Annotated in this window: 24 protein-coding genes; 7 read left to right on the top strand and 17 right to left on the bottom strand. The window is 34.4% G+C overall.

What is annotated here, in order from left to right; genetic code table 11:
* Positions 1-7 precede the first annotated feature (7 nt).
* From JNUCC80_RS00695 to JNUCC80_RS00650, 10 genes are all read right to left on the bottom strand, one after another.
* Positions 8-475, bottom strand: a complete 468-nt coding sequence (locus tag JNUCC80_RS00695) for a MarR family winged helix-turn-helix transcriptional regulator (RefSeq protein WP_454152998.1) — start codon at positions 473-475, stop codon at positions 8-10.
* Positions 476-602: 127 nt separating this feature from the next.
* Positions 603-1,541, bottom strand: coding sequence for a phosphate/phosphite/phosphonate ABC transporter substrate-binding protein (locus JNUCC80_RS00690; protein ID WP_454152997.1), 939 nt, complete (start codon positions 1,539-1,541; stop codon positions 603-605).
* A gap of 34 nt (positions 1,542-1,575) precedes the next feature.
* On the bottom strand, positions 1,576-2,358 hold the full coding sequence (phnE, locus tag JNUCC80_RS00685; RefSeq protein WP_454153323.1) for a phosphonate ABC transporter, permease protein PhnE: 783 nt from the start codon (positions 2,356-2,358) through the stop codon (positions 1,576-1,578).
* Positions 2,359-2,389: 31 nt separating this feature from the next.
* Positions 2,390-3,172, bottom strand: coding sequence for a phosphonate ABC transporter, permease protein PhnE (phnE, locus tag JNUCC80_RS00680; protein WP_454152996.1), 783 nt, complete (start codon positions 3,170-3,172; stop codon positions 2,390-2,392).
* Entirely contained in the window at positions 3,153-3,959 is an 807-nt protein-coding gene (phnC, locus tag JNUCC80_RS00675; protein ID WP_454152995.1) for a phosphonate ABC transporter ATP-binding protein, read from the bottom strand. Before phnC (JNUCC80_RS00675) ends, phnE (JNUCC80_RS00680) begins: the two co-directional genes overlap by 20 nt.
* Positions 3,960-4,391: 432 nt before the next feature.
* Positions 4,392-5,315, bottom strand: coding sequence for a phosphate/phosphite/phosphonate ABC transporter substrate-binding protein (gene phnD, locus JNUCC80_RS00670; RefSeq protein ID WP_454152994.1), 924 nt, complete (start codon positions 5,313-5,315; stop codon positions 4,392-4,394).
* Between the two features lie 22 nt (positions 5,316-5,337).
* Positions 5,338-6,147, bottom strand: coding sequence for a phosphonate ABC transporter, permease protein PhnE (gene phnE / locus JNUCC80_RS00665; protein WP_454152993.1), 810 nt, complete (start codon positions 6,145-6,147; stop codon positions 5,338-5,340).
* The gene (gene phnE / locus JNUCC80_RS00660; RefSeq protein WP_454143519.1) at positions 6,147-6,926 is read right to left on the bottom strand and encodes a phosphonate ABC transporter, permease protein PhnE; all 780 of its coding nucleotides are present in this window, start codon (positions 6,924-6,926) and stop codon (positions 6,147-6,149) included. Before phnE (JNUCC80_RS00660) ends, phnE (JNUCC80_RS00665) begins: the two co-directional genes overlap by 1 nt.
* On the bottom strand, positions 6,926-7,711 hold the full coding sequence (gene phnC, locus JNUCC80_RS00655) for a phosphonate ABC transporter ATP-binding protein (protein WP_454152992.1): 786 nt from the start codon (positions 7,709-7,711) through the stop codon (positions 6,926-6,928). Before phnC (JNUCC80_RS00655) ends, phnE (JNUCC80_RS00660) begins: the two co-directional genes overlap by 1 nt.
* Before the next feature lie 496 nt (positions 7,712-8,207).
* Positions 8,208-9,152, bottom strand: a complete 945-nt coding sequence (locus JNUCC80_RS00650) for a phosphate/phosphite/phosphonate ABC transporter substrate-binding protein (RefSeq protein WP_454143523.1) — start codon at positions 9,150-9,152, stop codon at positions 8,208-8,210.
* A gap of 169 nt (positions 9,153-9,321) precedes the next feature.
* Here JNUCC80_RS00650 and JNUCC80_RS00645 point away from each other — a divergent pair, with 169 nt between their 5' ends.
* Both JNUCC80_RS00645 and JNUCC80_RS00640 read left to right on the top strand, forming a co-directional pair.
* A complete protein-coding gene (locus JNUCC80_RS00645; protein WP_454152991.1) occupies positions 9,322-10,110 on the top strand; it encodes a tyrosine-protein phosphatase in 789 nt (262 codons plus the stop codon).
* Positions 10,111-10,196: 86 nt separating this feature from the next.
* Positions 10,197-10,985, top strand: coding sequence for a tyrosine-protein phosphatase (locus JNUCC80_RS00640; protein ID WP_454152990.1), 789 nt, complete (start codon positions 10,197-10,199; stop codon positions 10,983-10,985).
* Between the two features lie 46 nt (positions 10,986-11,031).
* On the opposite strand, the gene JNUCC80_RS00635 is transcribed toward JNUCC80_RS00640, so the two are convergent.
* Positions 11,032-11,823: an ABC transporter permease gene (locus JNUCC80_RS00635; RefSeq protein WP_454152989.1), complete on the bottom strand. Its 792-nt coding sequence runs from the start codon at positions 11,821-11,823 to the stop codon at positions 11,032-11,034.
* A 1-nt stretch (position 11,824) separates the two neighbouring features.
* Complete coding sequence (locus JNUCC80_RS00630; RefSeq protein WP_454152988.1) at positions 11,825-12,736, bottom strand: ABC transporter ATP-binding protein; 912 nt, start codon at positions 12,734-12,736, stop codon at positions 11,825-11,827.
* 142 nt (positions 12,737-12,878) lie between these two features.
* On the opposite strand from JNUCC80_RS00630, the gene JNUCC80_RS00625 reads away from it, so the two are divergent.
* Complete coding sequence (locus JNUCC80_RS00625; RefSeq protein ID WP_454152987.1) at positions 12,879-13,199, top strand: YbjQ family protein; 321 nt, start codon at positions 12,879-12,881, stop codon at positions 13,197-13,199.
* A 158-nt stretch (positions 13,200-13,357) separates the two neighbouring features.
* A complete protein-coding gene (locus tag JNUCC80_RS00620; protein ID WP_454152986.1) occupies positions 13,358-14,497 on the top strand; it encodes an alpha/beta fold hydrolase in 1,140 nt (379 codons plus the stop codon).
* A 2-nt stretch (positions 14,498-14,499) separates the two neighbouring features.
* On the opposite strand, the gene JNUCC80_RS00615 is transcribed toward JNUCC80_RS00620, so the two are convergent.
* Positions 14,500-15,042 (bottom strand): TetR/AcrR family transcriptional regulator, encoded by a 543-nt coding sequence (locus JNUCC80_RS00615; RefSeq protein WP_454152985.1) that lies wholly within the window; start codon positions 15,040-15,042, stop codon positions 14,500-14,502.
* 51 nt (positions 15,043-15,093) lie between these two features.
* On the opposite strand from JNUCC80_RS00615, the gene JNUCC80_RS00610 reads away from it, so the two are divergent.
* A complete protein-coding gene (locus JNUCC80_RS00610; RefSeq protein ID WP_454152984.1) occupies positions 15,094-15,432 on the top strand; it encodes a DUF4260 family protein in 339 nt (112 codons plus the stop codon).
* A 35-nt stretch (positions 15,433-15,467) separates the two neighbouring features.
* Here JNUCC80_RS00610 and JNUCC80_RS00605 read toward each other — a convergent pair whose 3' ends face one another.
* The 4 genes from JNUCC80_RS00605 to JNUCC80_RS00590 form a co-directional block, all read right to left on the bottom strand.
* Complete coding sequence (locus JNUCC80_RS00605; RefSeq protein ID WP_454152983.1) at positions 15,468-17,831, bottom strand: phosphoketolase family protein; 2,364 nt, start codon at positions 17,829-17,831, stop codon at positions 15,468-15,470.
* 110 nt (positions 17,832-17,941) lie between these two features.
* Positions 17,942-18,646: a GntR family transcriptional regulator gene (locus tag JNUCC80_RS00600; RefSeq protein WP_454144721.1), complete on the bottom strand. Its 705-nt coding sequence runs from the start codon at positions 18,644-18,646 to the stop codon at positions 17,942-17,944.
* 93 nt (positions 18,647-18,739) lie between these two features.
* Positions 18,740-19,162 (bottom strand): GtrA family protein, encoded by a 423-nt coding sequence (locus JNUCC80_RS00595; RefSeq protein WP_454152982.1) that lies wholly within the window; start codon positions 19,160-19,162, stop codon positions 18,740-18,742.
* 149 nt (positions 19,163-19,311) lie between these two features.
* Positions 19,312-20,379, bottom strand: coding sequence for a D-alanine--D-alanine ligase family protein (locus JNUCC80_RS00590; protein ID WP_454153321.1), 1,068 nt, complete (start codon positions 20,377-20,379; stop codon positions 19,312-19,314).
* A gap of 148 nt (positions 20,380-20,527) precedes the next feature.
* Here JNUCC80_RS00590 and JNUCC80_RS00585 point away from each other — a divergent pair, with 148 nt between their 5' ends.
* Both JNUCC80_RS00585 and JNUCC80_RS00580 read left to right on the top strand, forming a co-directional pair.
* Positions 20,528-22,030, top strand: a complete 1,503-nt coding sequence (locus JNUCC80_RS00585; protein ID WP_454152981.1) for a CAP domain-containing protein — start codon at positions 20,528-20,530, stop codon at positions 22,028-22,030.
* 20 nt (positions 22,031-22,050) lie between these two features.
* A complete protein-coding gene (locus JNUCC80_RS00580; protein WP_454152980.1) occupies positions 22,051-22,836 on the top strand; it encodes a glucose-1-dehydrogenase in 786 nt (261 codons plus the stop codon).
* Positions 22,837-22,864: the final 28 nt, after the last annotated feature.

The raw sequence follows: 22,864 nt of genomic DNA, 5'->3' as shown, positions 1-22,864 counted from the left end.
CTCCTTTTTAATTATTTAAAAAATTCTCAATTAGTTCATCTAATTGCTGAATTAATTTTTGCTTGTCTTTTCTAGACATGCATTGGTCTAAAATTCGTTCAGATGATCGTAAAACTTCTTCTAGTTCGTCATGATTATCATCTAATAACTGTTCACCTTCTTGAGTCAACGCTAAGCATGTTTGGCGTTTATCGGTTTCAAGTTTGCTAGCTTCAATCAAGTTCAGCTTCACCAATCGTTTGACAATTCCTCTGACCGTGGGATGGCTTAAGTACAAAATTTCCTCGAGGTCCTTTTGTAAAATCACACTATCAGTGGAATGATAGACAAACATTAAAACACTCATTTGAGTATGTGTTAAATCTGGAACAACTTCTGCAACTTTGTTATTCATATTCTTTTCGATTAATGTATTTAAAATTTTAACTTTAAATCCTAATGTTTGATTAATTTCTCGTTCTACACGTTTATCCAAAGTTTTCCCCCCTCCCAAAAAGTAGTATGCTACTTTTGTTTTGCAAAACGTAGTATACTACACTTATTTTTAAGATGTCAATAAAAAAAGCAGCCTGAAATTTAGGCTGCTTTCTAGCTTATTTAATTTATTGGTTAATCATTTTTTCGTATTGACGCAAGATATCGAATTTTGAATCATCACTCTTTTGGTAACCTTGGTGACGGTAAATTGCTGCAATAATTTCTTTTCCTTCAGGATCTTTTGAAATTTCAAGAAACGCATTTGTTATTTTGTCGCGATCACCCTGTGCCATATCTGAACGAACACTAATGGTGTCGTTTGGAATACGTTTATCTACAAAATACATTGGCACAACTTCAGACATGATATTGGGATTGTCTTTTTTAACAAGATTACGCGCATCTTCCATAACCAACGCTGCATCTGTATCACCATTTAATACCGATAGCACCCCTTGGTCATGTCCCTTAACCGTTACTAATTGGGCATCTTTTTCAAGATCGACACCGTTTTCTCTTAAGTTGGCAATAGGCATCATATAGCCTGAGGTTGAAATAACATTTTGAGTAGCAATTTTTTTACCTTTTAAGTCTTCAATTGTTTTGATATTACTTCCTGGTTTAACAACAACCATTGAACGATAACTATCAACTAACTCATCTGTAATAACACCATTGGGTTGTTCAATTTTGTTAGATAACGATTGCAATAATGCATCTGCAGCACCTCTATCATGCGCTTTAACATAAGTTAATGGTGGCATAAACCCAACGTCAATTTTTCTGGAAGCCATTGCTTCAACCATTGAACTGTAGTCGGTTGAAACGTTAACTTTCACCGGAATACCTAACTGTTTTGATAGTAATTCCCCAAGAGGTTTTGCACGAGCTTCCATTGTGTCGGCTTGTTCACTTGGAACGAATTGCATTGTAATACTTTGTAATCCTTCAGATGATCCTGAAGATTGGTTGCTACTTTGTGATGATTGCTTTGAACATGCTGTCATTCCAATTGAAATCAAAAACAAACCGATAACTGCAATAATTTTAAATAGCTTTTTCATGTGAAATCCTCCAAAATTTGTCTTACTGTTTACCCTAAACTAGTTTTTTTCTAATAAAACTCGAAATAAAATCAACAAATGTAACCATAACGATAATTCCGATTAAAATAATACCTACTCGACTCCATGAACGAGTCGATAACGCAAAAATAAGTGGCGTTCCAATTCCGCCAGCACCAACCAACCCTAGCGTGGTGGCTGAACGAATGGACAGCTCAAATCGATATAAAGTACTTGAAACAAACTCCGGCATAACTTGGGGCAAAGTTGAAAACATCACCATGTTAGTACGAGAACCGCCGGTCGCAATGACAGCTTCATTGGTTCCATTATCTAGGTTTTCGATTGCTTCGCTAAATAACTTTGCTAGCATCCCAATTGAGTGGATAGCCATTGCCATCACACCTGCAAAAGCGCCCGGACCAACAGCTTTGATGAACATTAAAGCCAAAACAATTTCTGGAAATGTTCTTATAAACGTTAAAACAAACTTACCGATTGTTGAATTAAGTCGATGTTTATAACGCGTTCTTGAAGCAAAGAATGCAAACGGCACACTGATGATAGATGATAAAAACACACCTAAAAATGCCATGGCAATTGTTGCAACAAGGTTACTAATTAAGTCTTCACCATCTCCGGTCCAAACATAAGACCAATCTGGATGAATTAATCCATCTAAAATTGACAGTGTAATTTTGCCAGCTTGTTCCTTTATTCCTGTAAAGGGAATATCGACAACTGACCAAATAATTAAAGCAGCGCAGATTAACGAGATAATTCCTATTTTTATTTTTTGATTTTTTGATTTTTTGATTTTTTAAGTTCTGGATAATTAACCGCTTGATTCATCGTGTTAATACCTCCCTTGATCGATTACTAATTTCATCAATTATCAAAATCACAATGAAAGTCATTAATACGATTAAACCAACACGATCATACCGGTAGACACCTAAAGCGCGTTCAAGAAATAATCCAATTCCGCCAGCGCCAATATAACCTAGAACGGTTGATGATCTGACATTAATTTCAAAAGCATACAACACATAACTGACATAGTAGCTCATAACTTGAGGTAAAACCGCATATCGAATGATTTGAACACGACTGGCACCTACAGCAGTTAACGCTTCAATTGGACCTTCATCAATCGTTTCAATTGCTTCATAAAATAACTTAGCAACCATTCCGAATGTAAAAACAGCTAATGCTAAAACTCCGGTTACAGCTCCAATTCCAATAATCGCAACAAAAATTGCACCTAAAAGAAGATTAGGAATTGTCCGAATAATATTCATCACAAAACGAAAACTCCCTGTAATGCATTTGTTTTTGACAACATTGTTTAAAACCAGTAATGCATATGGAAAGGCAATTATTGCACCGATAACTGTTCCCAGAATTGACATTTTTATTGTTTCAAGTAGTGGATTAATAATTTTATCCAAATATCCCCAATCTGGTGAACACATTTTAATCATTATTTCTGTAAAGTTTCCTAAGTTTGTAAATAGCTGTGCAAAATCTAGCTGTGTAATCGTTGAAGAATAAACCAAGCTCAGTAGTATGATAAGTGTATAAACCCACTTGCTCAGTTTAAACGGTTTTCTAGGAAGAGGCTGCTGCATTCAACGCTCCCTCCTCTACTTCAGCTTGTGTTTGATACACGGCTTGTATCTGTTCATCAGTAATCGTTTCAGCAGAACTATCCAAAACGACAACACCATTTCTTATTCCAATAAATCGCGTCGCGTATTGTTTAGCTAATTCTACTGAGTGCAAGTTAACCATTACCGTCATTTTCAATTCTTGATTAATTTGCTTTAAATCATCCATCACTCGTGTAGTTGTCTTTGGATCAAGTGAAGCGACGGGTTCGTCTGCTAAAATGATTTTAGGTGATTGTGTTAAGACTCGTGCAATTGCGACCCTTTGTTGCTGTCCACCACTCAATTCATCCGCACGATTATAGAATTTATTTTCCATCCCTACGCGCTGTAGTGATTCAAAAGCTTTTTGTTTGTCCTCTTTTGAAAACAAACCTAAGCTTGAGCGTAAAATATTATAATAGGCAACTCTTCCTGTCAGAACGTTCTTTGCTACTGACATTCTTTTAACCAGGTTAAATCCTTGGAAAATCATGCCAATATCTCGACGAATGTGACGCAAATGCTTACCTTTTGCTTGTGTAATAGATTGACCATCAATTTTGATATCCCCATCTGTTACATCATGTAATCGATTGATTGCACGAAGCAATGTACTTTTTCCTGCGCCGGATAATCCAATAATTGCAACGAATTCACCTTCTTCAATATTCAGGTTAACGTTGTCTAGCCCTTTCACATCGTTGTCATAAATTTTTGTAACATTTGATAGTTGAATAACAGGCTCTTTTTCATAAATTTTTAACATAAAAAAACTCCTCAAATAATTTAAGTGATTAAATAATTTAAGAAGTCCATTTCAAATATAACCAACTATTCCTAAAAAAATAAGTTGATTAGTTAGTTTTTATTAAATTTAATGATATAATTAATAAATATAGAATAAAGTATTGCAATATACGCCACTATATACTATAATTATCATTTAAATAATATAACTAAATCATATTTAAAAAGACTTCTAGTATTTCTTTTTATTCCATAAAACAAAACTCCTCTAAGATTTTTTTAAGCGTGAACAACTTAAGTCTATCTTATAGAAGATGAAAAGTACAGCGAATATTCATTATTTACTAATCTATTCATTGGTTTTGTATAAAATTATGGACTCATGATTTTATATTATTTCAAAAAAGCCTTCAAGCTTAAGCTTGAAGGCTTTTTTATTTTTTCTGGTTAATTAATCATTAATTAGCTTTTCGTATTTGCGAACTAAATCAAATTTTGAATCATCGGCTTTTTCATATCCTTGATGGCTGTAAAGTGAGGAAACAATTTCATGACCTTTTTCTGTTTTAGCAATATCGATAAATGCATCTGATAATTTTTGACGGAAACTATCTGACATATCTGAACGAACACTAATTGTGTCATTTGGAATCATTTCAGTGAAGTAAATTGGTGTAATTTCAGACATAATATTTGGATTATCCTTTTTAAGAACATTTCTGGCATCTTCAAATACAAATGCTGCATCTGTATCACCGTTTAGCACTGAAATAATACCTTGGTCGTGACCTTTAACTGTCACTAATTGTGCATCTTTTTCAACATCGAATCCTTTTTCCTTAAGGTCAGCCACTGGCATCATGTAACCCGAAGTTGAGGTAACATTTTGAACAGCGATTTTCTTACCTTTTAAGTCTTCATAAGATTTAATGCCACTATCTGATTTGGCCACAATCATGGAACGGTAACCATCAACAAGATCAGTAGTTTCTTCCCCATTTGGTTGTTTAACACCATAACGCAATGCTTGAAGTAAAACATCTGCTGCACCACGATCATGTGCTTTTACATATCCATCAGGTGGTAAAAATCCAACATCAATTTTTTTAGAAGCCATTGCCTCAACCATTGATGTGTAGTCTGTTGAAACACTTACCTTAACAGGAATCCCCAATTTTTCTGATAATAAATCAGCCAAAGGTTTTGCACGTGCTTCCATTGTGTCAGCTTGACGACTTGGGACAAACTGAACAGTTAAACTTTTTGGATCTTCAGTTTGTTTTTCAGTTGTTTTTGAACCTGAAGAACAAGCTGTTAACCCTAAGGTTACTAATAACGCACCAACAAGTGCTGTTAACTTAATAATCTTTTTCATAAAATCCTCCGATAAATAATTTTTAAACTAGGCGTTTTCTGATGCTTCCAGAAACAAAATCAACAAGCGTTACCATTACGATAATTCCAATTAAAATAATACCTACACGAGACCAAGCACGCGTTGACAATGCAAACACAAGTGGTGTCCCGATTCCCCCAGCACCTACTAACCCTAAAGTTGTAGCTGCACGAATCGATAATTCAAAACGGTACAATGTGTTTGAAATAAGTTCAGGTAAAACTTGTGGAAATGTTGAAAACATCATGACGTTTAGTTTAGATCCCCCAGATGCAATAACAGCTTCATCCGTTCCTCCATCTAAGTTTTCAATCGCCTCACTAAATAATTTAGCAAGCATCCCGATAGAGTGAACACCCATAGCCATAACCCCGGCAAAAGCACCAGGACCAACAGCTTTGATGAACATCAATGCTAGAACAATCTCAGGAAAAGTCCTTATAAATGTTAACACAATTTTACCTGTAGCGGAGGTAAAACGATGTTTATATTTACTACGAGCTGCCCAAAAGGCAAACGGAATACTAATTAACGCTGAAATAGAGGTTCCTAAAAATGCCATGGCAATAGTTGCTACCAAGTTACTGATTAAGTCTTCCCCATCTCCACGCCAAACGTAGTCAAGATCTGGGTGAATTAAGCCATTAAAAATTGAAGCCGTAATTTTTCCCGCTTGCTCTTTAATTCCTGTAAAGGGAATACCTGTAAATGACCAAATAACAACAGCAACAAATAAAACGGCAATCACGACATTGCGGATAGTTTTAACTGCTGATTTTTCTTGTTTTGGTAAACGTTTAACTGATTGCATTATTTTGTCAAAGCCTCCCTTGAACGGTTACTAATTTCATCAATCACTAAAATCACAATAAATGTGACTAAAACAATTAATCCCACACGGTCATAACGGTACATGCTTAATGCACGTTCTAGGAATAATCCAATTCCTCCGGCACCAATATAACCTAAAATCGTTGAAGAACGAACATTGATTTCAAATGCATAAAGCACATAACTGATGTAGTAACTCATTACTTGAGGTAACACACCATAACGGATGATTTGCATCTTGCTAGCACCAACAGCTGTTAAGGCTTCAATTGGTCCTTCATCAATTGTTTCAATTGCTTCATAGAATAGTTTACTTACCATACCAAAAGTAAATACAGCTAAAGCAAATACCCCCGTTACGGCACCAATCCCAATAATGGCAACGAAGATTGCGCCTAGTAATAGGTTAGGAATTGTTCTGATGATGTTCAAAATAAATCGAAATACACCTGTTACAATTTTATTTTTGACAATATTTTGTGACACTAATAATGCGTATGGAAATGCAATAACAGATCCAATTAAAGTTCCCAAAATGGACATTTTAATTGTTTCAAGCAGAGGATTTGTAATCTTATCCAAATAGCCCCAGTCTGGTGAACACATTTTAACTAAAATTTCGGTGAAATCGCCTAAGTTAGCAAATAACTGTGTAAAATCCAGCTGAGTAATCATAACAGAATAGATAAAACCCAAAATCATAACCACTGTTACAATCCATTTATTTAAATTAAGCGGCTTTTTTGGTAACTGTTCCATTATTGAGCTGCCTCCTCTGTTTTTGAAGCAGTATAAACAGATTTAATCTTTTCATCTGTGATTTTACTTACTGGACAATCTAACACAATTTCTCCGTTACGAATTCCAATAAAACGAGTAGCGTATTTTTTAGCCAACTCAACAGAGTGTAAGTTAACCATCACTGTCATTTTTAAATCTTGATTGATTTTTCTTAAATCATCCATCACTTGAGTGGTTGTTTTTGGATCAAGTGAGGCAACGGGTTCATCAGCTAAAATAATTTTAGGTGATTGCGTTAACACACGTGCAATTGAGACACGTTGTTGTTGTCCACCACTTAATTCATCTGCACGATTATATAATTTTGATTCTAGTCCTACACGTTCAAGTGCTTCATATGCGCGTAATTTATCTTCATTTGAGAACAAACCCAAACTTGATTTTAAGAAATTATAGTAAGCTACACGTCCAGTTAAAACATTTTTTAAAACTGACATTCTTTTAACCAAGTTAAAGCTTTGGAAAATCATACCCACATCACGACGAATGTGTCGCAAAGATTTTCCTTTTGCTTTCGTAATTGATTGGCCATCAATTTTGATATCACCTTCTGTAATATCGTGTAGACGGTTGATTGAACGAAGTAACGTACTTTTACCGGCACCAGATAGACCAACGATTACCACAAATTCCCCTTTTTCAACGGTCAAATTGATATTATTCAATCCTTTAACACCGTTTGGATAAACTTTAGTGACATTAGTCAATTCAATAATTGGCTGCATATTTGAACCCTTTGACATATAAAAACTCCTCAAATTCATTTTGATAAATGGGAATACCCAACAATATACCTATTATACACGTTTAATGTTCGTTTTTCTATCACTATCATCACTTGTTTATCTTCAATAGTTCAGATAATTAACAAAACGTTAACATTAACTCAACAAATAAAATTAAATAAAAATCAATAAAAGACTTTTATTTTTTTGAAAAATGTATTACAATAGTCCTTTCAATAAGACACCTTAATTCCTTATTGAAAAAGAAGATTCCAAATCATTCTTTAATTATTTCATATAACAAAACCTTTCATTATTTTGAAAACACAATCTCTAATATCTTACCTTGTATTTATTCAAATGTACAGATGTCATTAGGTCTCAAAATTCAAAATAATCTAATTAAAATAGTAAAAATAAAACCAAAACCAAAAAAAGAATTATTTGAAATCTTTTAAAGTATACATAAAAAACACGCTAAGCTTTATACTTAGCGTGTTTTTTGTTTGATTAATTATTTGTTTTGTAGTGCTTCTTCAATTTTGTACATACTTGCAAATTTTGAGTCGTCAGATTTTACATAACCTTCATGACTCGCAATTGATTTAACTACTTTATGTCCTTCTGGAGTTTTAGCAATTTCAATCATTGCATCAGCTAATTTTGTTCTAAAAGCTTCATCCATGTCTGAACGAACACTAATTGTATCGTTTGGAATACGTTGTTCAGTGAAGTAAACAGCTTTCACATCATTCATGATATTTGGATCATCTTTTTGCACATTCAATCTTGCATCTTCAAAAGTAAAGGCAGCATCAACGTCGCCATTTAGAACTGAGATAATTCCTTGGTCATGTCCTTTAACTGTTACAAGTTGTGCATCAGTTTCAACATCAAGTCCTTTATCTTTCAATTCTAAAACTGGCAACATGTAACCTGCAGCAGAAGTTACGGCTTGAACAGCAATTTTCTTACCTTTTAGGTCTTCCCAACTCTTAATGCTGCTACCGTTTTTAACCGTAATCATTGAACGGTAACTATCAACTAGTTGATCAGTCACTTTACCATCATTTTGCCCGTAACGTTGCGCTTGTAAGATAACATCTGCAGCACCTCTTTGATGAGCTTTAACGTAGTTACCTGGTGATAAGAATGCCATGTCTACTTTTTTAGATGACATTGCTTCAACCATTGAGTTTGAATCTGTTGCAACAGTTACGTTTACTGGAATGCCTAATTTATCTGATAACATTTGACCAAGTGGTTTGGCTAAGTTTTCCATTTCACCTGCTTGAACACTAGGCGTTACCTGTAGGTTAATAGATTGTGGAACATAGCTTTTAGCAGTAGCACTTGTTGATTCTGACGATGAACCTGAATTATTTTTTGAACATGCGGTTAACATCACAGCTAATAATGATACGGCTACAATAGCAATAAGACTTTTAATTTTTTTCATGAACGATTCCTCTGAATTAGACGTTATAGTTACATGATATACGAACATTATTATATAATCAAGGTAAATTATACGTAAAATAAAAAATTAAATTCTACCCTTATTCTTATTATGATATCCTGAACCTGACAACTTGCTGACTATAACCCAACTGAAATGAGGTCATATCATGAAAAATCAACTACTTCCCATCCAACAAGGTTCAAACTTTCGTCAATTAACCGGTTACGTTAATCGCGAACATTTAACGATAAAACCTCACAAACTGATTCGTTCCGGTCATCTAGGTCAACTAACCGACGATAACATTAAATTTTTAGAAGACTATGGTGTTGTCTATAATATGGACTTCAGAACTGACCATGAAATTACTGCTATGCCTGATCGTGTACTACGTGATGCTGACTATATTAAAAATCCTGTTTTCTCAGAAGAAGTTGCTAAAAATGCTGTCCGTACAGTTGATATCGCTAAAAATAAAATTGATGACCCTAAATTTGGTTATAAGCATTTAATTAGTTGCTATCACGATATCATCTTAAACGACCATCCTAGACAGGCTTATCGTACATTTTTTGATTACCTACTCAAAAATGATCAAGATAATCAAGCTATCTTATATCACTGTTCAGAAGGTAAAGACCGTACAGGAATGGCTACTGTTTTCTTATTATCAGCACTTGATTTTGATGAGGAGACTATCAAAAAAGATTACTTATTAACTAATCCCGCCACTACTGCATATTTGAATAGTTGCTTAGCTGTTGCTCATGAAAACGATGCAGATGAAGCAACCATCGAAGCAATCACAGACCTTGCAACTGTTAGAAGTGACTACGTTGACTATGCTTTTAACTTAATTAATGAAAAATATGGCGATATGCCAACTTTCCTTGAAGAAGTTTTGGATTTAACACCCGAAAAAATCGCAAAATTAAAAGCCATTTATCTGCACTAATTGGCTTTAAGACTTTGAGGTCTTGCTGATTTTAGCTTAAAATGGAGAATGTAACATTTATCAAAAATAAAGCGAGGTAAAATCCAATGGCATATAATATGATTGGTGTAAAAAACGGTTCCAACTTCCGTGAACTTACCGGCTACAAAAATAAAGATGGTTTAACAATTAAACCAAACAAACTTTTACGTAGTGGCCATTTAGGTGATTTAAGTGATGCAGATATCCAAGTCCTAAAAGACCACGGGCTAACTTATGATATGGACTTTAGATCACAAGAAGAAATCACAGCAGTACCTGACCGTGTCCCTGAAGGTGTTCATTACGTTTGGAATCCTGTTTTTTCACAAGATTTAACCGATAACTCTAAAAGTGCAACAGAATTAGCTGATGAAACGACAGATGATCCAAAATTTGGCTTTAACCGTATGATTTATGCTTATCACGATATCGTTTTAGGTGAAAAGGCTCAAAAAGCTTACCGCAAGTTCTTTGACTACTTACTCAAAAACGATCAAGATAACGAAGCACTTCTTTTCCACTGTACAGCAGGTAAAGATCGTACAGGTATGGCAGGTGTCTTCTTGATGCATGCGCTTGGCATGGGCTATGAAACAATCAAAGAAGATTACCTATTAACTAACCAAGCTTCAAAACCTTATATCGACAACCGCTTAGGTCTTGTTGACGAAAAAGGTGGCGATCCAGTTACTTATCAAGCTGTAAAAGATTTAGTCTCAGTTCAAGAAGGCTATATCAACTATGCACTTGAATTAATGGACAAGGATTTCGGTGGTATCGACAACTACTTGAAAGATATTCTTGGCGTAACAGATGATAAAATCAAAAAGTTACGCGAAATTTATTTACACTAATAACACAAATTAAAAAAGCATTGAGTTTTTACTCAATGCTTTTTTATTAAACTTCTTTTCTGCGGTAGAATAATAACCCGATAATTAAGAAAATAACTGTATAAATTAACGCACCACTAACCAGACTAATAGCATCCAAATGAGCTACATTTAATAAGTTGTCATGGGGTAGTCCAAGATTGTTTACTAATAACATATTGAATGGTGAATATTTTAACCAATCTAGTTTAAATGTTATCATCAGCGACATTAAAATCCCAGAAATCATAGAAGATGCAAAGTAAACCACAATACCTAAAGTTACAGCTAATGAAGATTTTTTAATAACGCTGGCCACTAAGAAGACGACAGAAAGTAATAACCAAGTTTGTAAAAAGAGTCCTGCACATGACTTCACTAGGTTTTCAACAACCGTAACATCGCCCATATTTTGCATTTTATCTGACCAATTAAAAATAAATTTGGAAGTTGTTGCACGACCGATAATATAGATAATAAAAGTTGAGGCTATCATCAAAACATTCAATAAAATTGAATAAACAAAAATAGCTAACCACTTACTCATCAAAATCTTTGATCGAGAAAATTTTGATGAAAACAATTCTTTAATTGTGCCATACTCGTATTCCATCGATAGAATACTTCCCGCTGCAGAAATCAAAGTAATCACTAACCAAGCTGATCCTGCTGACATAATCTCTGTATATTCCGTAATATCTCCTGATAATGAAATCAAAACTGTTACTAAAATCATCAATCCAATCATAATCAGTGGCATTACTTTAGTTGTACTTTTTTTACGTAACTTAAATAACTCGTTTTTAACTAATGTCCCCATTTTATGCTTCTCCTCCTTGAGTTGATTCATTTGGATAAAGTAGCTTCATTAACGATGACTCTAAATCAGAAGACTGTTTATCCACATCTAAGATATCAAAACCTTGTTCAACTAAGAACTTAATCACAACCGCTAAAGTTGTGTCGTCTTTTAGTAAAAAGCTAACTTTTGTTTTAGGCATTTTGAATCCTGCATCATTCAAGGTTTCACAAGCAGCACGGTCATCATTTGTTTTAATAACCACCCGAATCTTGTAGGAGCCATTTAGTTCTTGAGGTGTTGTATCACGAACAACTTTACCTTCATTAAAAATAATTAAATGATCAATAACTTTTTCTAGCTCACTTAAAATGTGACTTGAAATCAAGAAAGTTACACCTTGCTTAGCTAGTTTTTGAATCAATTGACGGACTTCAATCACTGCATGTGGATCTAGACCGTTCATTGGTTCATCTAAAATCACTAGACTAGGATTGTTAATCAAAGCCATCGCAATTCCTAACTTTTGTTTCATTCCTAGTGAGTAACTTTTAGCACGATTCTTGATATAATCTTGCATCCCCAAATCCTGCACCAATTCATCAATACGCGCTTTTTGATTTTTACCGTCAGCAAACATCTTTAAGTGATCATATCCAGTTAAAAATGGATAAATAGCTGGATATTCAATTAACTGTCCTACTTTTTCAAGTTGTTTATGTTTTGAGAAAGTGACGGGCTCACCTTGAATTTCAACTTCCCCATCCACTTTAATCAGCCCTAGTGCTGCTTTCATTAATGTGGTTTTACCTGAACCATTAGGACCTACCAACCCAACAATTTGACCAGACTTAACTTCAAAAGAAACATCATCTAGCGCTTTTTTGGTACGATATTTCTTATTTAAATGACTAACCTTCAATTCTGTTGTCATGATTTTCCTCCTTATAGATAACACTTCTCATTTCAGTCTATCATATTTGTTTAAATTTAAATTAATTTCATATTGGTTTTAATTAAATATTATGAATTAAGGAGTAAACTAGCCATACAAGATAAATTTTAGGAGGTTCATGATGATTGTCACAACAACAAATCAAATTGAAGGTAAACAAATAATTGAATATTGCGATATTGTTTTCGGTGAAGCTGTTGCCGGTGTAAATATGTTTCGTGATATTGGGGCGAGTTTTCGTAATGTTTTCGGTGGTCGTTCAAGAGGTTACGAAAATGAAATGATGCAAGCTCGTACTGAAGTGATTCAAGAAATGAAAAAACGCGCGGCAGCAGTTGGTGCTACAGATATTGTCGGTGTTAAATTCGATTATGATATGGCTAATGAAATGCTAATGGTCATGTGCTCTGGAACAGCAGTTATTGCTGAAAGCATTCATTAACTTAGATAAAAAGCCTAGAAACTTTTAATAGTTTCTAGGTTTTTTACTTGATAGACAATCATATTAAATATGTCCATTAATTTACAACATCATTAATTATGCATCTATTTATTAAGTATAAATGCGATTATAGTTAACTTCGAAAGGAAGTTTTTACTATGATAATTAACTATATCAATAACAAACAATTTAATTTTCAAATTAATAGATTCATGGAAAGTCATCAAAAAAATGAACTAGTACAAAGCGAATTATTCACAGCTTGTACTGGAATAATGAACGCAGAAGACTGGTACCAAAAGTGGTTTGAATTAGGTCTAAAGCATGAAAGTCAAAATCAATATGATATCGCAGCATCTTTCTTCCAAATGGCAGATTTTTTCCTTCGAGAAAATGACTCTCGCAAAAAAGAGACTTACCATCTATTCATAAAAAATTATTACGAAGGAATTGACACAAGTAATATGACTTTTAGCCATATTCCATATGACAATAAATCACTCCCAGCTGTATTCATTAAAAATAAAGGTGCCAAAAAAACATTACTGTTCCATGGTGGATTTGACTCCTACTTAGAAGAATTATTGCAATTTATCAAAAATCAAAATCTATTAGCTAGCCTTTCAAACTATAATTTCATTTTATTTGAAGGTCCCGGCCAAGGAAAAGCATTAAAAGATGGCCTCCCTATGATTTATAATTGGGAAAAACCAGTGAAAGTTATACTAGATTATTATAAATTAAAAGAAGCCAATTTATTAGGTATGTCATTAGGTGGTTATTTATCTCTTAGAGCCTCAGCATATGAACCAAGAATCAAAAAGGTTATTGCCTACGATGTCATGTATGATATGTTTTCTGCACTACTAATTACACTTCCTGAATTAACTCAATATTTTGACCCAAATAATACAAAAACGTCTTCTGATAACATTGATATAATGAACTCAATTATTAAAAAGTCTATGAATAATAACAATCATATCGCTTTTTTAATTAATAAATGCATGGACATTACGCTTACTTCTAATCCAGCCGAATGCGTCATTGCTTGCTCTAAATTCACACTAAAAAATATTCTAAAAAATATAAATCAAGATGTACTCTTGCTTGCTGGAACACAAGATATTTATGTACCTGTAGAAACTATAAGTCAGGAACAACGCGAACTAACAAATGCCAGATCAATAATAACTAAAATATTCTCTGAAAAAAGTGGCGGATCAGGTCATTGCCAAATTGGTTATAAATACATGGCTGCACAGATAATAACCGAATTTTTAAATGATAAAATATAATCTCAGTTAGAACAATTAAAGTTCAACTCTCGCTGAATACGATTCAAGCTTTCAATTACTCTCTCATTAATTTTTTGTGTATTAAGGGCGTGATTAATAAAAACTCTTGAGACCGAAATGTATAAGTCTTTCACGTACTCAACAGGCAACTCATTTAAGCCTTTTAATACAGATTTTTCAAATTCAGATTCCAAAATTGCATTAAAATTGTTAATTATATTAGGTTTATCTATTGTATTTAATAAATTTATTTCTTTTTTATTACCTATTAAAAAATCAGCTACTTGATGCAATGTTTGGTCTATATCTGCTTCTTTAAACCTTTGATTAATAAATTTCCTGAACATATCACTATAACTTTTGATGATGTCATCTAGTAAATCATATTTGTCTATGTAGTGATTATAAAAAGTAGGGCGACCTACCTCGGCTAGTTTCACAATATTGACAACCGATATATTTTCAAATGATTGCGTACTCAAAAGTTTAAAAAAAGACACTTTGATTGCTTTTTCAGTTTTATACGAGCGTAGATCTTGCTTCATAAATTAGAATCCTCCGTCTTGTTAATTATATTAAAAGAAAGCAGAAATAATATGAAAATACTTTTAAAATTAGAAATGTTTAGTTTGTTAATAACCAGTTTATTTACCTATTTTTCGATTTACCACTTTAATTTATGGCTATTCTTATTATTGATATTATTACCTGATTTGGCAATGATTGGCTATCTTTTCAATAATAAGTTTGGTGCTTATTGCTATAATATTACTCATAACTTAATTTTACCATCAATTCTGTTAATAATTGGTTTATATATCAAAAATGATACTTCAGTCATGGTAGCAATTATTCTATACAGTCACATATTTGGCGATCGAACTTTAGGATACGGGTTAAAATACACTGATAGATTTAAACATACACATTTATAACAAAAAAGAGAACGCTTAAAGCGTTCTCTTTTTTATTAATCTAATGGTTTCCATTGCCATTCTTGTACTTCAGGAAGATCATCACCAATATCACGAATGTAATCATGGTGTTTTTGTAAAATGCTGTCCATCTTACTTGAAAATCCTGCTGCTTTTGTCCCGTATACTTGGTTAGCAACATCTTGCGCTAAGTGGAAACGGTCTAATTCATTAACAACTCTCATATCGAACGGTGTTGTGATATCACCGTTTTCACGGTAACCGTGAGGGAAGACATTACGATTTGTACGATCGAAGAAGTAATCACGAATTAATGTTTCATAACCATGGAAAGCAAAGATAACTGGCTTATCTTTAGTAAAGATACGGTCAAATTCATCGTCACTTAACCCACGAGGATCAAATTTCTGTGAACGAAGTTTCATAATATCCACAACATTTACGAAACGAATTTTTAGTTCTGGATATTGTTCATGCAAGATTGAAATTGCAGCTAGTGATTCAACGTTTGGTTCCATACCACTTGCCGCAATCACAACATCTGGTTCTTCACCATTATCAGTTGAAGCCCAGTCAATCACCTTAAGTCCTTTAGCCACAAGTTCAGCTGCTTCTTCAATACTGTAGAATTGTGGACGAGGTTGTTTTGAAGCCACAATCAAGTTCACTTTTTCTTCTGAACGAAGTGTTTTGTCCATAACAGCTAACAAACTGTTAGCGTCAGCTGGTAAGTATTGACGAATATATTCTGGTTTTTTCTCAGCCAAGTGAGTGATAATACCTGGGTCTTGGTGAGTATAACCGTTGTGATCTTGTTGGAATGATGTTGAAGTTGCTAGCACGTTTAATGATGGATATTTATTACGCCATGGCATTTCATTAGCTTTACGTAACCACTTGAAGTGTTGGGTAATCATTGAATCAACCACACGCAAGAAAGCTTCATATGATGAGAAGAATCCATGACGACCTGTTAGAACATAACCTTCAAGTAAACCTTCTGCTTGATGCTCTGATAATTGGGAATCAATGATACGTCCTTCAGGACTGATGTATTGATCAACACCTGGTTCAGTTGCTTCTAGCCATTGACGAGGTGAAGCTTCAAATGCATCGTATAAACGGTTAGACATTGTTTCGTCAGGACCAAATAAGCGGAAGTTATCAGGGTTTTTACGGATAATATCACCAATAAAATCACTCATAACCAACATATCTTGAGCGACAACTTGACCACGTTTTGAGTTGTCTAATGCATATTTACGGTAATCTGGCATCTTAAGTGGTTTTGGATTAATCCCACCGTTTGTGATTGGATTCATTGCCATACGGCGATTACCTTTTGGTGTTAAATCTTCTAACTCTTGAATTAAACGACCGTTTTCATCAAATAGTTCTTCTGGTCCATATGAATTTAACCAGTCAGTTAAGGCACCAACGTGTTCCATATGATGTTGATCTACTGGAATTGGGATTTGGTGAGCTCTAAATGAACCTTCAATCACATTGTTATCCCATGTTTTTGGACCTGTCCAACCTTTTGGTGTACGTACAATTAGAACTGGCCAGTTAGGACGCGTAACATTTTCAGCACCCTGTTTACGTGCGTTTTCTTGGATAGCTTTGATTTCTTCAATCGCTTCATCCATTACTTTAGCCATTTCAGGGTTTAATTTATCAGCATCGTCACCTTCAACAAAGTAAGGTTTCCACCCCATACCTTCAAAATATTGGGTTAATTCTGCATCTGTTTTACGAGATAAGATTGTTGGATTTGAGATTTTGAAACCGTTCATGTGCACGATTGGTAAAACTGCACCATCTTTAGCAGGGTTGATGAAAACATTTGAGAACCATGAAGCTGCAAGTGGGCCAGTTTCCGTTTCACCATCACCAATTACAACTGCCGAAATCGTGTCTTTATTATCTAAAATAGCACCTACACCGTGGGAAAGTGCATAACCTAGTTCGCCACCTTCGTGAATTGAACCAGGTGTTTCAGGAGCCGCATGTGAAGCCACTCCACCTGGGAATGAAAATTGTTTAAATAATTTAGTCATTCCTTCTTCATCGCGAGAAACTTCAGGATAAATTTCTGAATAAGAACCATCTAGGTAAGCATTTGAAACCATCACTTGTCCACCGTGACCAGGACCTTCAATGTAGAACATATCTAAATCATACTTGTTAATCACACGGTTTAAGTGTGTATAAATAAAGTTTTGACCAGAAATTGTTCCCCAGTGGCCGATTGGGTGAATTTTTAAATCTTCAGCCTCAAGTGGTCTTTTTAGTAATGGGTTGTCTTTCAAGTAAAGTTGACCAACTGAAACGTAATTGACTGCTCGCCAATATTTGGTCATTAAATCAAAATACTGTTTTGAATTGTAGTCTACCATGTAATTCTTCCTCCGAAATAATTCGCTTTTAGTTAGTACAACTAGTATAAAGTTTCAGTATCGATTTCGTCAACCATTTACAAAAAAGGTTCGTACCAATTTAAAAAATCTTAATCTTCTAAAGAAACAAATGTATGGTAATTCATATAGTCATAACGCAAACGCATTTGTGAATACTCAAATGGTGTCCCATCATCTAAGAAGAAAATCCCCGATAACGTTCCGACTGGCTCTGTAGACAATAGGTTCAATTCGGTTCTGTCTTCCTCATTTGAAGGACTAACACCAATTGTGAGATAAGACTTTGTTACACCTTGTTTTTTGACTTGTTCGACATATTTGAACAGCGACTCAGTTAATGTTTTGGCTTCTAATTGCGGTAAAATTTTGATTGGAATATAACCGGTTTCAATCATAAACGACTGATCATCAAAAGAACGCAAACGCTTAAATGCATAGACAAAGTCGGTATCTTTAATAAATAAGTCTTTGGCTAGTTCTTTTGGACAACGTTCCACATTGAATGACAGTAACTTGATTTTAGGCGATTGACCATTCATTTGAAAACTATCACTAATTCCAAGGTTAGAGCCATTTTTATAGTGAAAGACCGAGTCATTTTTGACAAACAACGGATTAATAAAAGTTCCTGAACCACGTTTTTGAAAGACAGCACCTTTATCAGCTAAAAGTTTAAGCGCGCGTTTGATTGAGCTACGGCTAACGTCAAAAGTTTGACTCAATGTTCGTTCATCTGGCAACTTCATCGTTTCTTGATAATCGCCATTTAAAATTTGGGTTTGCAATTCATGCATGATTTTTTTATAAATTAAGCTTTTTTCCACAAAAGTTCCCTCCAAAAAAAACGTAATCAAAGTTCGAGATTTGATTACGTTTTTTTATAAAATTTAATTATCTGTTACTTCGTCATCATCTGCTTGCTTAAATGTTACAAATTTATTGAAGGTGTACTGTGCCACAGTCACAACTCCTAAAGCTAGCAGTTTGATTATAAAAACATTGTAACCTAACTGAGTGGTAAAAATAAACAAAATCAAGTTACTAAATAAAATTCCAACCAATCCAACAACATAATAGTTCAAGTAGCGCTTCAACAAGTTATCTTTAACTTTGAAATTAAAATGTGCGTTTAAAAAGAAGTTTGAAGTTAATCCAAGTGTTGAACTGATAAAGTTCACTACTTGGGTCGATTCAATAATCGTATGTAATATATAGAAACTTCCAAAATCAACAACTAAACCGCTGACTCCAATTAAACAGTAAATGATAAAATCTCGATTGATTTTTGCACGTTGAGTTACAGGCGACATTCCTTATCTTCCTATCCGGTTATGTAATTTATGCTTTTTGCATACTTTCATATTTTAACGCTTTCAGCGCGTTTTTCCAAAGATTATTGTTCTAAGCTTTAAGAAAACTTACGCTTTGAAAAAAGCCGCTACTAAAAGTAGCGACCTTTTTATCTTGTGTGATGTAATTCTTTTTTGTGGGCAAAACGTTCTTTAGCGTAAGAAATCAAGTAATCAATTAAATCTGGGTAGTTGATTCCTGCTAGTTCAAATAGTTTAGGATACATACTGATATTAGTGAATCCTGGTAGTGCATTTAGCTCATTGAAGATAATTTGAGAGTCAGATTTTTGTAACATAAAGTCAACACGTGCAAGACCTGAACATTCTAAAATATCATATACTTTCAAAGCTTCTGCCTTAACTTGTTCAGTTAAATCATCTGAAATAGGTGCTGGAATGGTTAATGTCGCACCAGATTCATCAATATATTTATTTTCGTAGCTATAAAATTGACCTTCGGGTGTTGTGATTTGACCCACACCACTTGCTTTAGGATTTTCATTTCCTAAAACAGCCACTTCAATTTCAACACCATTAATCGCTTCTTCAACTAGCACTTTGTCATCATATTCAAAAGCTTCTGCAAGTCCTTTATTGAAACTTTCTTCATCAATCGCTTTACTAATTCCAACAGAAGAACCCTGGTTTGATGGTTTGATGAAAACAGTTGACCCTAGTTTTTGTGAAACTTTGTCATAAGACCATTGATCTTTTGTATGACGTTTAATAATCACCCAATCTGCCACTTTAATTCCTGCACTTTGAGCAATAATCTTTGTAAAATCTTTATCCATTGTGACAGCTGTACTCAAAACATCTGAACCAACAAATGGCTTATCTAAGATTCTAAATAGCCCTTGCAAAGCGCCATCTTCTCCAATGTTACCGTGAACGATTGGGAAGAAGACATCAACATCTTGGTAGTCACCTAGTTGTGCAATATTTGCAATATTTGCAACAGCCGCTTTATTTTCTACTTCAAGATGTGGATTATCAAATAGCTGTTTTGATGTTTCTAAATCAACCATAAATCCTGCCTGTGTTAACGCCATTGGGTAAACTTCGTATTTTGTTTTGTCGATAGCTTCATAAATGTTTTTAGCTGATTGAACTGATACTTCATATTCAGAAGAGTTTCCGCCAAAAATTAAACCAACTTTAGTTTTTTTCATTATATAAAATTTCCTCTCAGTTAATTACTGTAGTATGGTTGTATTATACTACGAGTTAATTTAATTCAAAAATATTTTTTAAATATAAACTTTAAAGTTAACTTTTTTCCTAATTTTTGCTTATAATGTCAGTAATAGGAGGAGTGTTTTTATGATCCAATTTAAGAATAAAAAAAGCTTATTGCTTTTTGGTACACTATTTTCAATGACTTTACTAGTAGGGGCTCAAAATAATAATACCGAGGCCGCTACATTCACAAAAGCCGAAAAGCAACAAGTTGAAAACATTCAATCACGCTACAACAGTTTAGACAAAACACCAATTAACTCACAGACGCTTTATCAAGATGTTCCCAGCTTAATTAATCCATTCAATCCAGGTAAGCTACCTGATAGTTATATTTCGAATACTGTCGCTTATATCAACTATTACCGAGATTTATTTGGCTTACCTGCTATCACTTCTTTACCAGAAGAAAATAATGATGCGCAGTTAACCGCTTCAATTATGGCTGCGGCACAAGCAACACCTTTCAAAAATCAACATGGTTTACCCAATGCCACAAAGCCCGACTTCATTTCTGATGAAGACTGGCGTACTGCACAACAAGTTTCTAATTCATCTAACTTAAACTTTAATATTTATGACCAAAGTGCTGGTGATGTGATTACTGACTTAGTTCGTGATAACTACAATCTATCAGGTAATGATACTGGTCACCGTGCTTGGTTGTTATCCACTCGTATTAGCAAAACTGGTGTGGGGGCTGCTTATGGGAACAATGGTTTTCGTTACTTTGTGCAACCTGTAATGTATGGTAATGATATTTTTAAGCAACCTTCAAAAAGCACCGTTACATACCCTGCTAGCACACTATTTCCAATTGAAATGGTGAATAGTCGCAATACACCTTGGTCAGTTTATTTATCTGACAAAGCAATCTTTACAACACCCAAAATCACAATTAAAGACGTTGATACTGGACAAGTTGTCGATGCTCAAAACGTGTCAAACTACAGCCAAGATCAGTTTGGTAATTTCCACACTATTTTGACTTTTTCCCCAGGAGATTTACCTCTAGTATCAACGCATGAATACTACGTTGATATTGAGGGAGTTTATAGCTACAACTTTAAATTATTTAATCAAGTTGCAGCTAATCAACCAGAAATCACATTAACTGACGAAGAAGCTGTAAAAAATCAAACACCCACTACAAAACCAAACACAACGCAAGTAAAGCCAACTACTCAAACACCAAAAGTAGATATTGCACCGAATAAATTCCGCGAAACCCTAATGAAAAAAGCTGAATCTATTCGCGATTCTCTCGAATCACGCAACAACTTCCAGTATTTGGTCTTTGGTCGCTCTTACCAAGATGGTAATGACTTTTACAATCTAGGATATGATCAATGGTTCAAGGATTTCTTTGAATTCTCAAATCCCGATATTAAAGCGGGACTAATTGACGTTTCTTCTCGAATGCTTGATCGTCAAGTCTATACTAGCCCATATCCAAGTCATCGTGAATCGACTTACCACTTTTTAAACGTTGGCGAAACGCTCCCGTATGGTCAAACAATCACCGTTGGTCAAGAAGTTTGGTATTACTTAGGACCTAAACAATGGGTTAAGCAAATTAGTCAATAATTACAAACAGGAGGTATATTATGTACAAAGATTTAAATCAAAAAGTCGCTGTTGTTACTGGTGGTTCTAAAGGAATTGGTACTGCTATTAGTCGACGATTTGGCGAAGAAGGCATGAAAGTTGTCATCAATTACAATTCAGATGAAAAAGGCGCTCAAAAAGTTGTTGATTTAATCAAAAAACATGGTGGAGACGCCATTGCTATTCACGCAGATATTTCAACAGAAGAAGGTGTTTCTCACCTACTTGAAACAGCGGTCTCTGAATTTGGCGGACTTGATGTATGGGTCAATAATGCTGGTATGGAAAACAAACATGAAACAAACAAATTGACACTTAAAGACTGGCAACGCGTTATTGATGTCAATCTAACTGGTACTTTTTTGGGTAGCCAAAAAGCACTTAATCACTTCTTAGATGAAGATAAGCCAGGTAGCATTATTAATATCTCAAGTGTTCATGAACAAATTCCATGGCCTACTTTTGCACACTACTCAGCAAGTAAAGGTGGCGTTAAATTGCTAACTCAAACGATGGCATCTGAGTATGCACGTCATAATATTAGAGTTAACAATATCGGACCAGGCGCAATTAAAACGCCAATTAATGCTGAAAAATTTGATGATCCAAAACAACTTGAAGAAACCACTAGCATGATTCCAATGAAAAAAATTGGTGAGCCAAAAGACGTTGCAGCGGCTGCTGCATGGTTGGCTTCCAGTGAATCTAAATATGTAACAGGTATCACCTTATTCGTTGACGGTGGTATGACACTTTATCCTGCTTTCATGGACGGAAAAGGATAAAAAAATAATCGCATAGTCACTATGCGAT

Source organism: Holzapfeliella sp. JNUCC 80 (assembly GCF_053667655.1).
Note: the sequence above shows the minus strand (reverse complement) of the source record. Positions and strands in the feature narration are given on the sequence as shown.

Bases quoted from the DNA above. Each gene is read 5' to 3' on its own strand.
- JNUCC80_RS00690 (WP_454152997.1), bottom strand. From the start codon at position 1,541: ATGAAAAAGCTATTTAAAATTATTGCAGTTATCGGTTTGTTTTTGATT.
- phnE (WP_454152996.1), bottom strand. From the start codon at position 3,172: ATGCAGCAGCCTCTTCCTAGAAAACCGTTTAAACTGAGCAAGTGGGTT.
- phnC (WP_454152995.1), bottom strand. From the start codon at position 3,959: ATGTTAAAAATTTATGAAAAAGAGCCTGTTATTCAACTATCAAATGTT.
- phnD (WP_454152994.1), bottom strand. From the start codon at position 5,315: ATGAAAAAGATTATTAAGTTAACAGCACTTGTTGGTGCGTTATTAGTA.
- phnE (WP_454152993.1), bottom strand. From the start codon at position 6,147: ATGCAATCAGTTAAACGTTTACCAAAACAAGAAAAATCAGCAGTTAAA.
- phnE (WP_454143519.1), bottom strand. From the start codon at position 6,926: ATGGAACAGTTACCAAAAAAGCCGCTTAATTTAAATAAATGGATTGTA.
- phnC (WP_454152992.1), bottom strand. From the start codon at position 7,711: ATGTCAAAGGGTTCAAATATGCAGCCAATTATTGAATTGACTAATGTC.
- JNUCC80_RS00650 (WP_454143523.1), bottom strand. From the start codon at position 9,152: ATGAAAAAAATTAAAAGTCTTATTGCTATTGTAGCCGTATCATTATTA.
- JNUCC80_RS00645 (WP_454152991.1), top strand. From the start codon at position 9,322: ATGAAAAATCAACTACTTCCCATCCAACAAGGTTCAAACTTTCGTCAA.
- JNUCC80_RS00640 (WP_454152990.1), top strand. From the start codon at position 10,197: ATGGCATATAATATGATTGGTGTAAAAAACGGTTCCAACTTCCGTGAA.
- JNUCC80_RS00635 (WP_454152989.1), bottom strand. From the start codon at position 11,823: ATGGGGACATTAGTTAAAAACGAGTTATTTAAGTTACGTAAAAAAAGT.
- JNUCC80_RS00630 (WP_454152988.1), bottom strand. From the start codon at position 12,736: ATGACAACAGAATTGAAGGTTAGTCATTTAAATAAGAAATATCGTACC.
- JNUCC80_RS00625 (WP_454152987.1), top strand. From the start codon at position 12,879: ATGATTGTCACAACAACAAATCAAATTGAAGGTAAACAAATAATTGAA.
- JNUCC80_RS00620 (WP_454152986.1), top strand. From the start codon at position 13,358: ATGATAATTAACTATATCAATAACAAACAATTTAATTTTCAAATTAAT.
- JNUCC80_RS00615 (WP_454152985.1), bottom strand. From the start codon at position 15,042: ATGAAGCAAGATCTACGCTCGTATAAAACTGAAAAAGCAATCAAAGTG.
- JNUCC80_RS00610 (WP_454152984.1), top strand. From the start codon at position 15,094: ATGAAAATACTTTTAAAATTAGAAATGTTTAGTTTGTTAATAACCAGT.
- JNUCC80_RS00605 (WP_454152983.1), bottom strand. From the start codon at position 17,831: ATGGTAGACTACAATTCAAAACAGTATTTTGATTTAATGACCAAATAT.
- JNUCC80_RS00600 (WP_454144721.1), bottom strand. From the start codon at position 18,646: ATGCATGAATTGCAAACCCAAATTTTAAATGGCGATTATCAAGAAACG.
- JNUCC80_RS00595 (WP_454152982.1), bottom strand. From the start codon at position 19,162: ATGTCGCCTGTAACTCAACGTGCAAAAATCAATCGAGATTTTATCATT.
- JNUCC80_RS00585 (WP_454152981.1), top strand. From the start codon at position 20,528: ATGATCCAATTTAAGAATAAAAAAAGCTTATTGCTTTTTGGTACACTA.
- JNUCC80_RS00580 (WP_454152980.1), top strand. From the start codon at position 22,051: ATGTACAAAGATTTAAATCAAAAAGTCGCTGTTGTTACTGGTGGTTCT.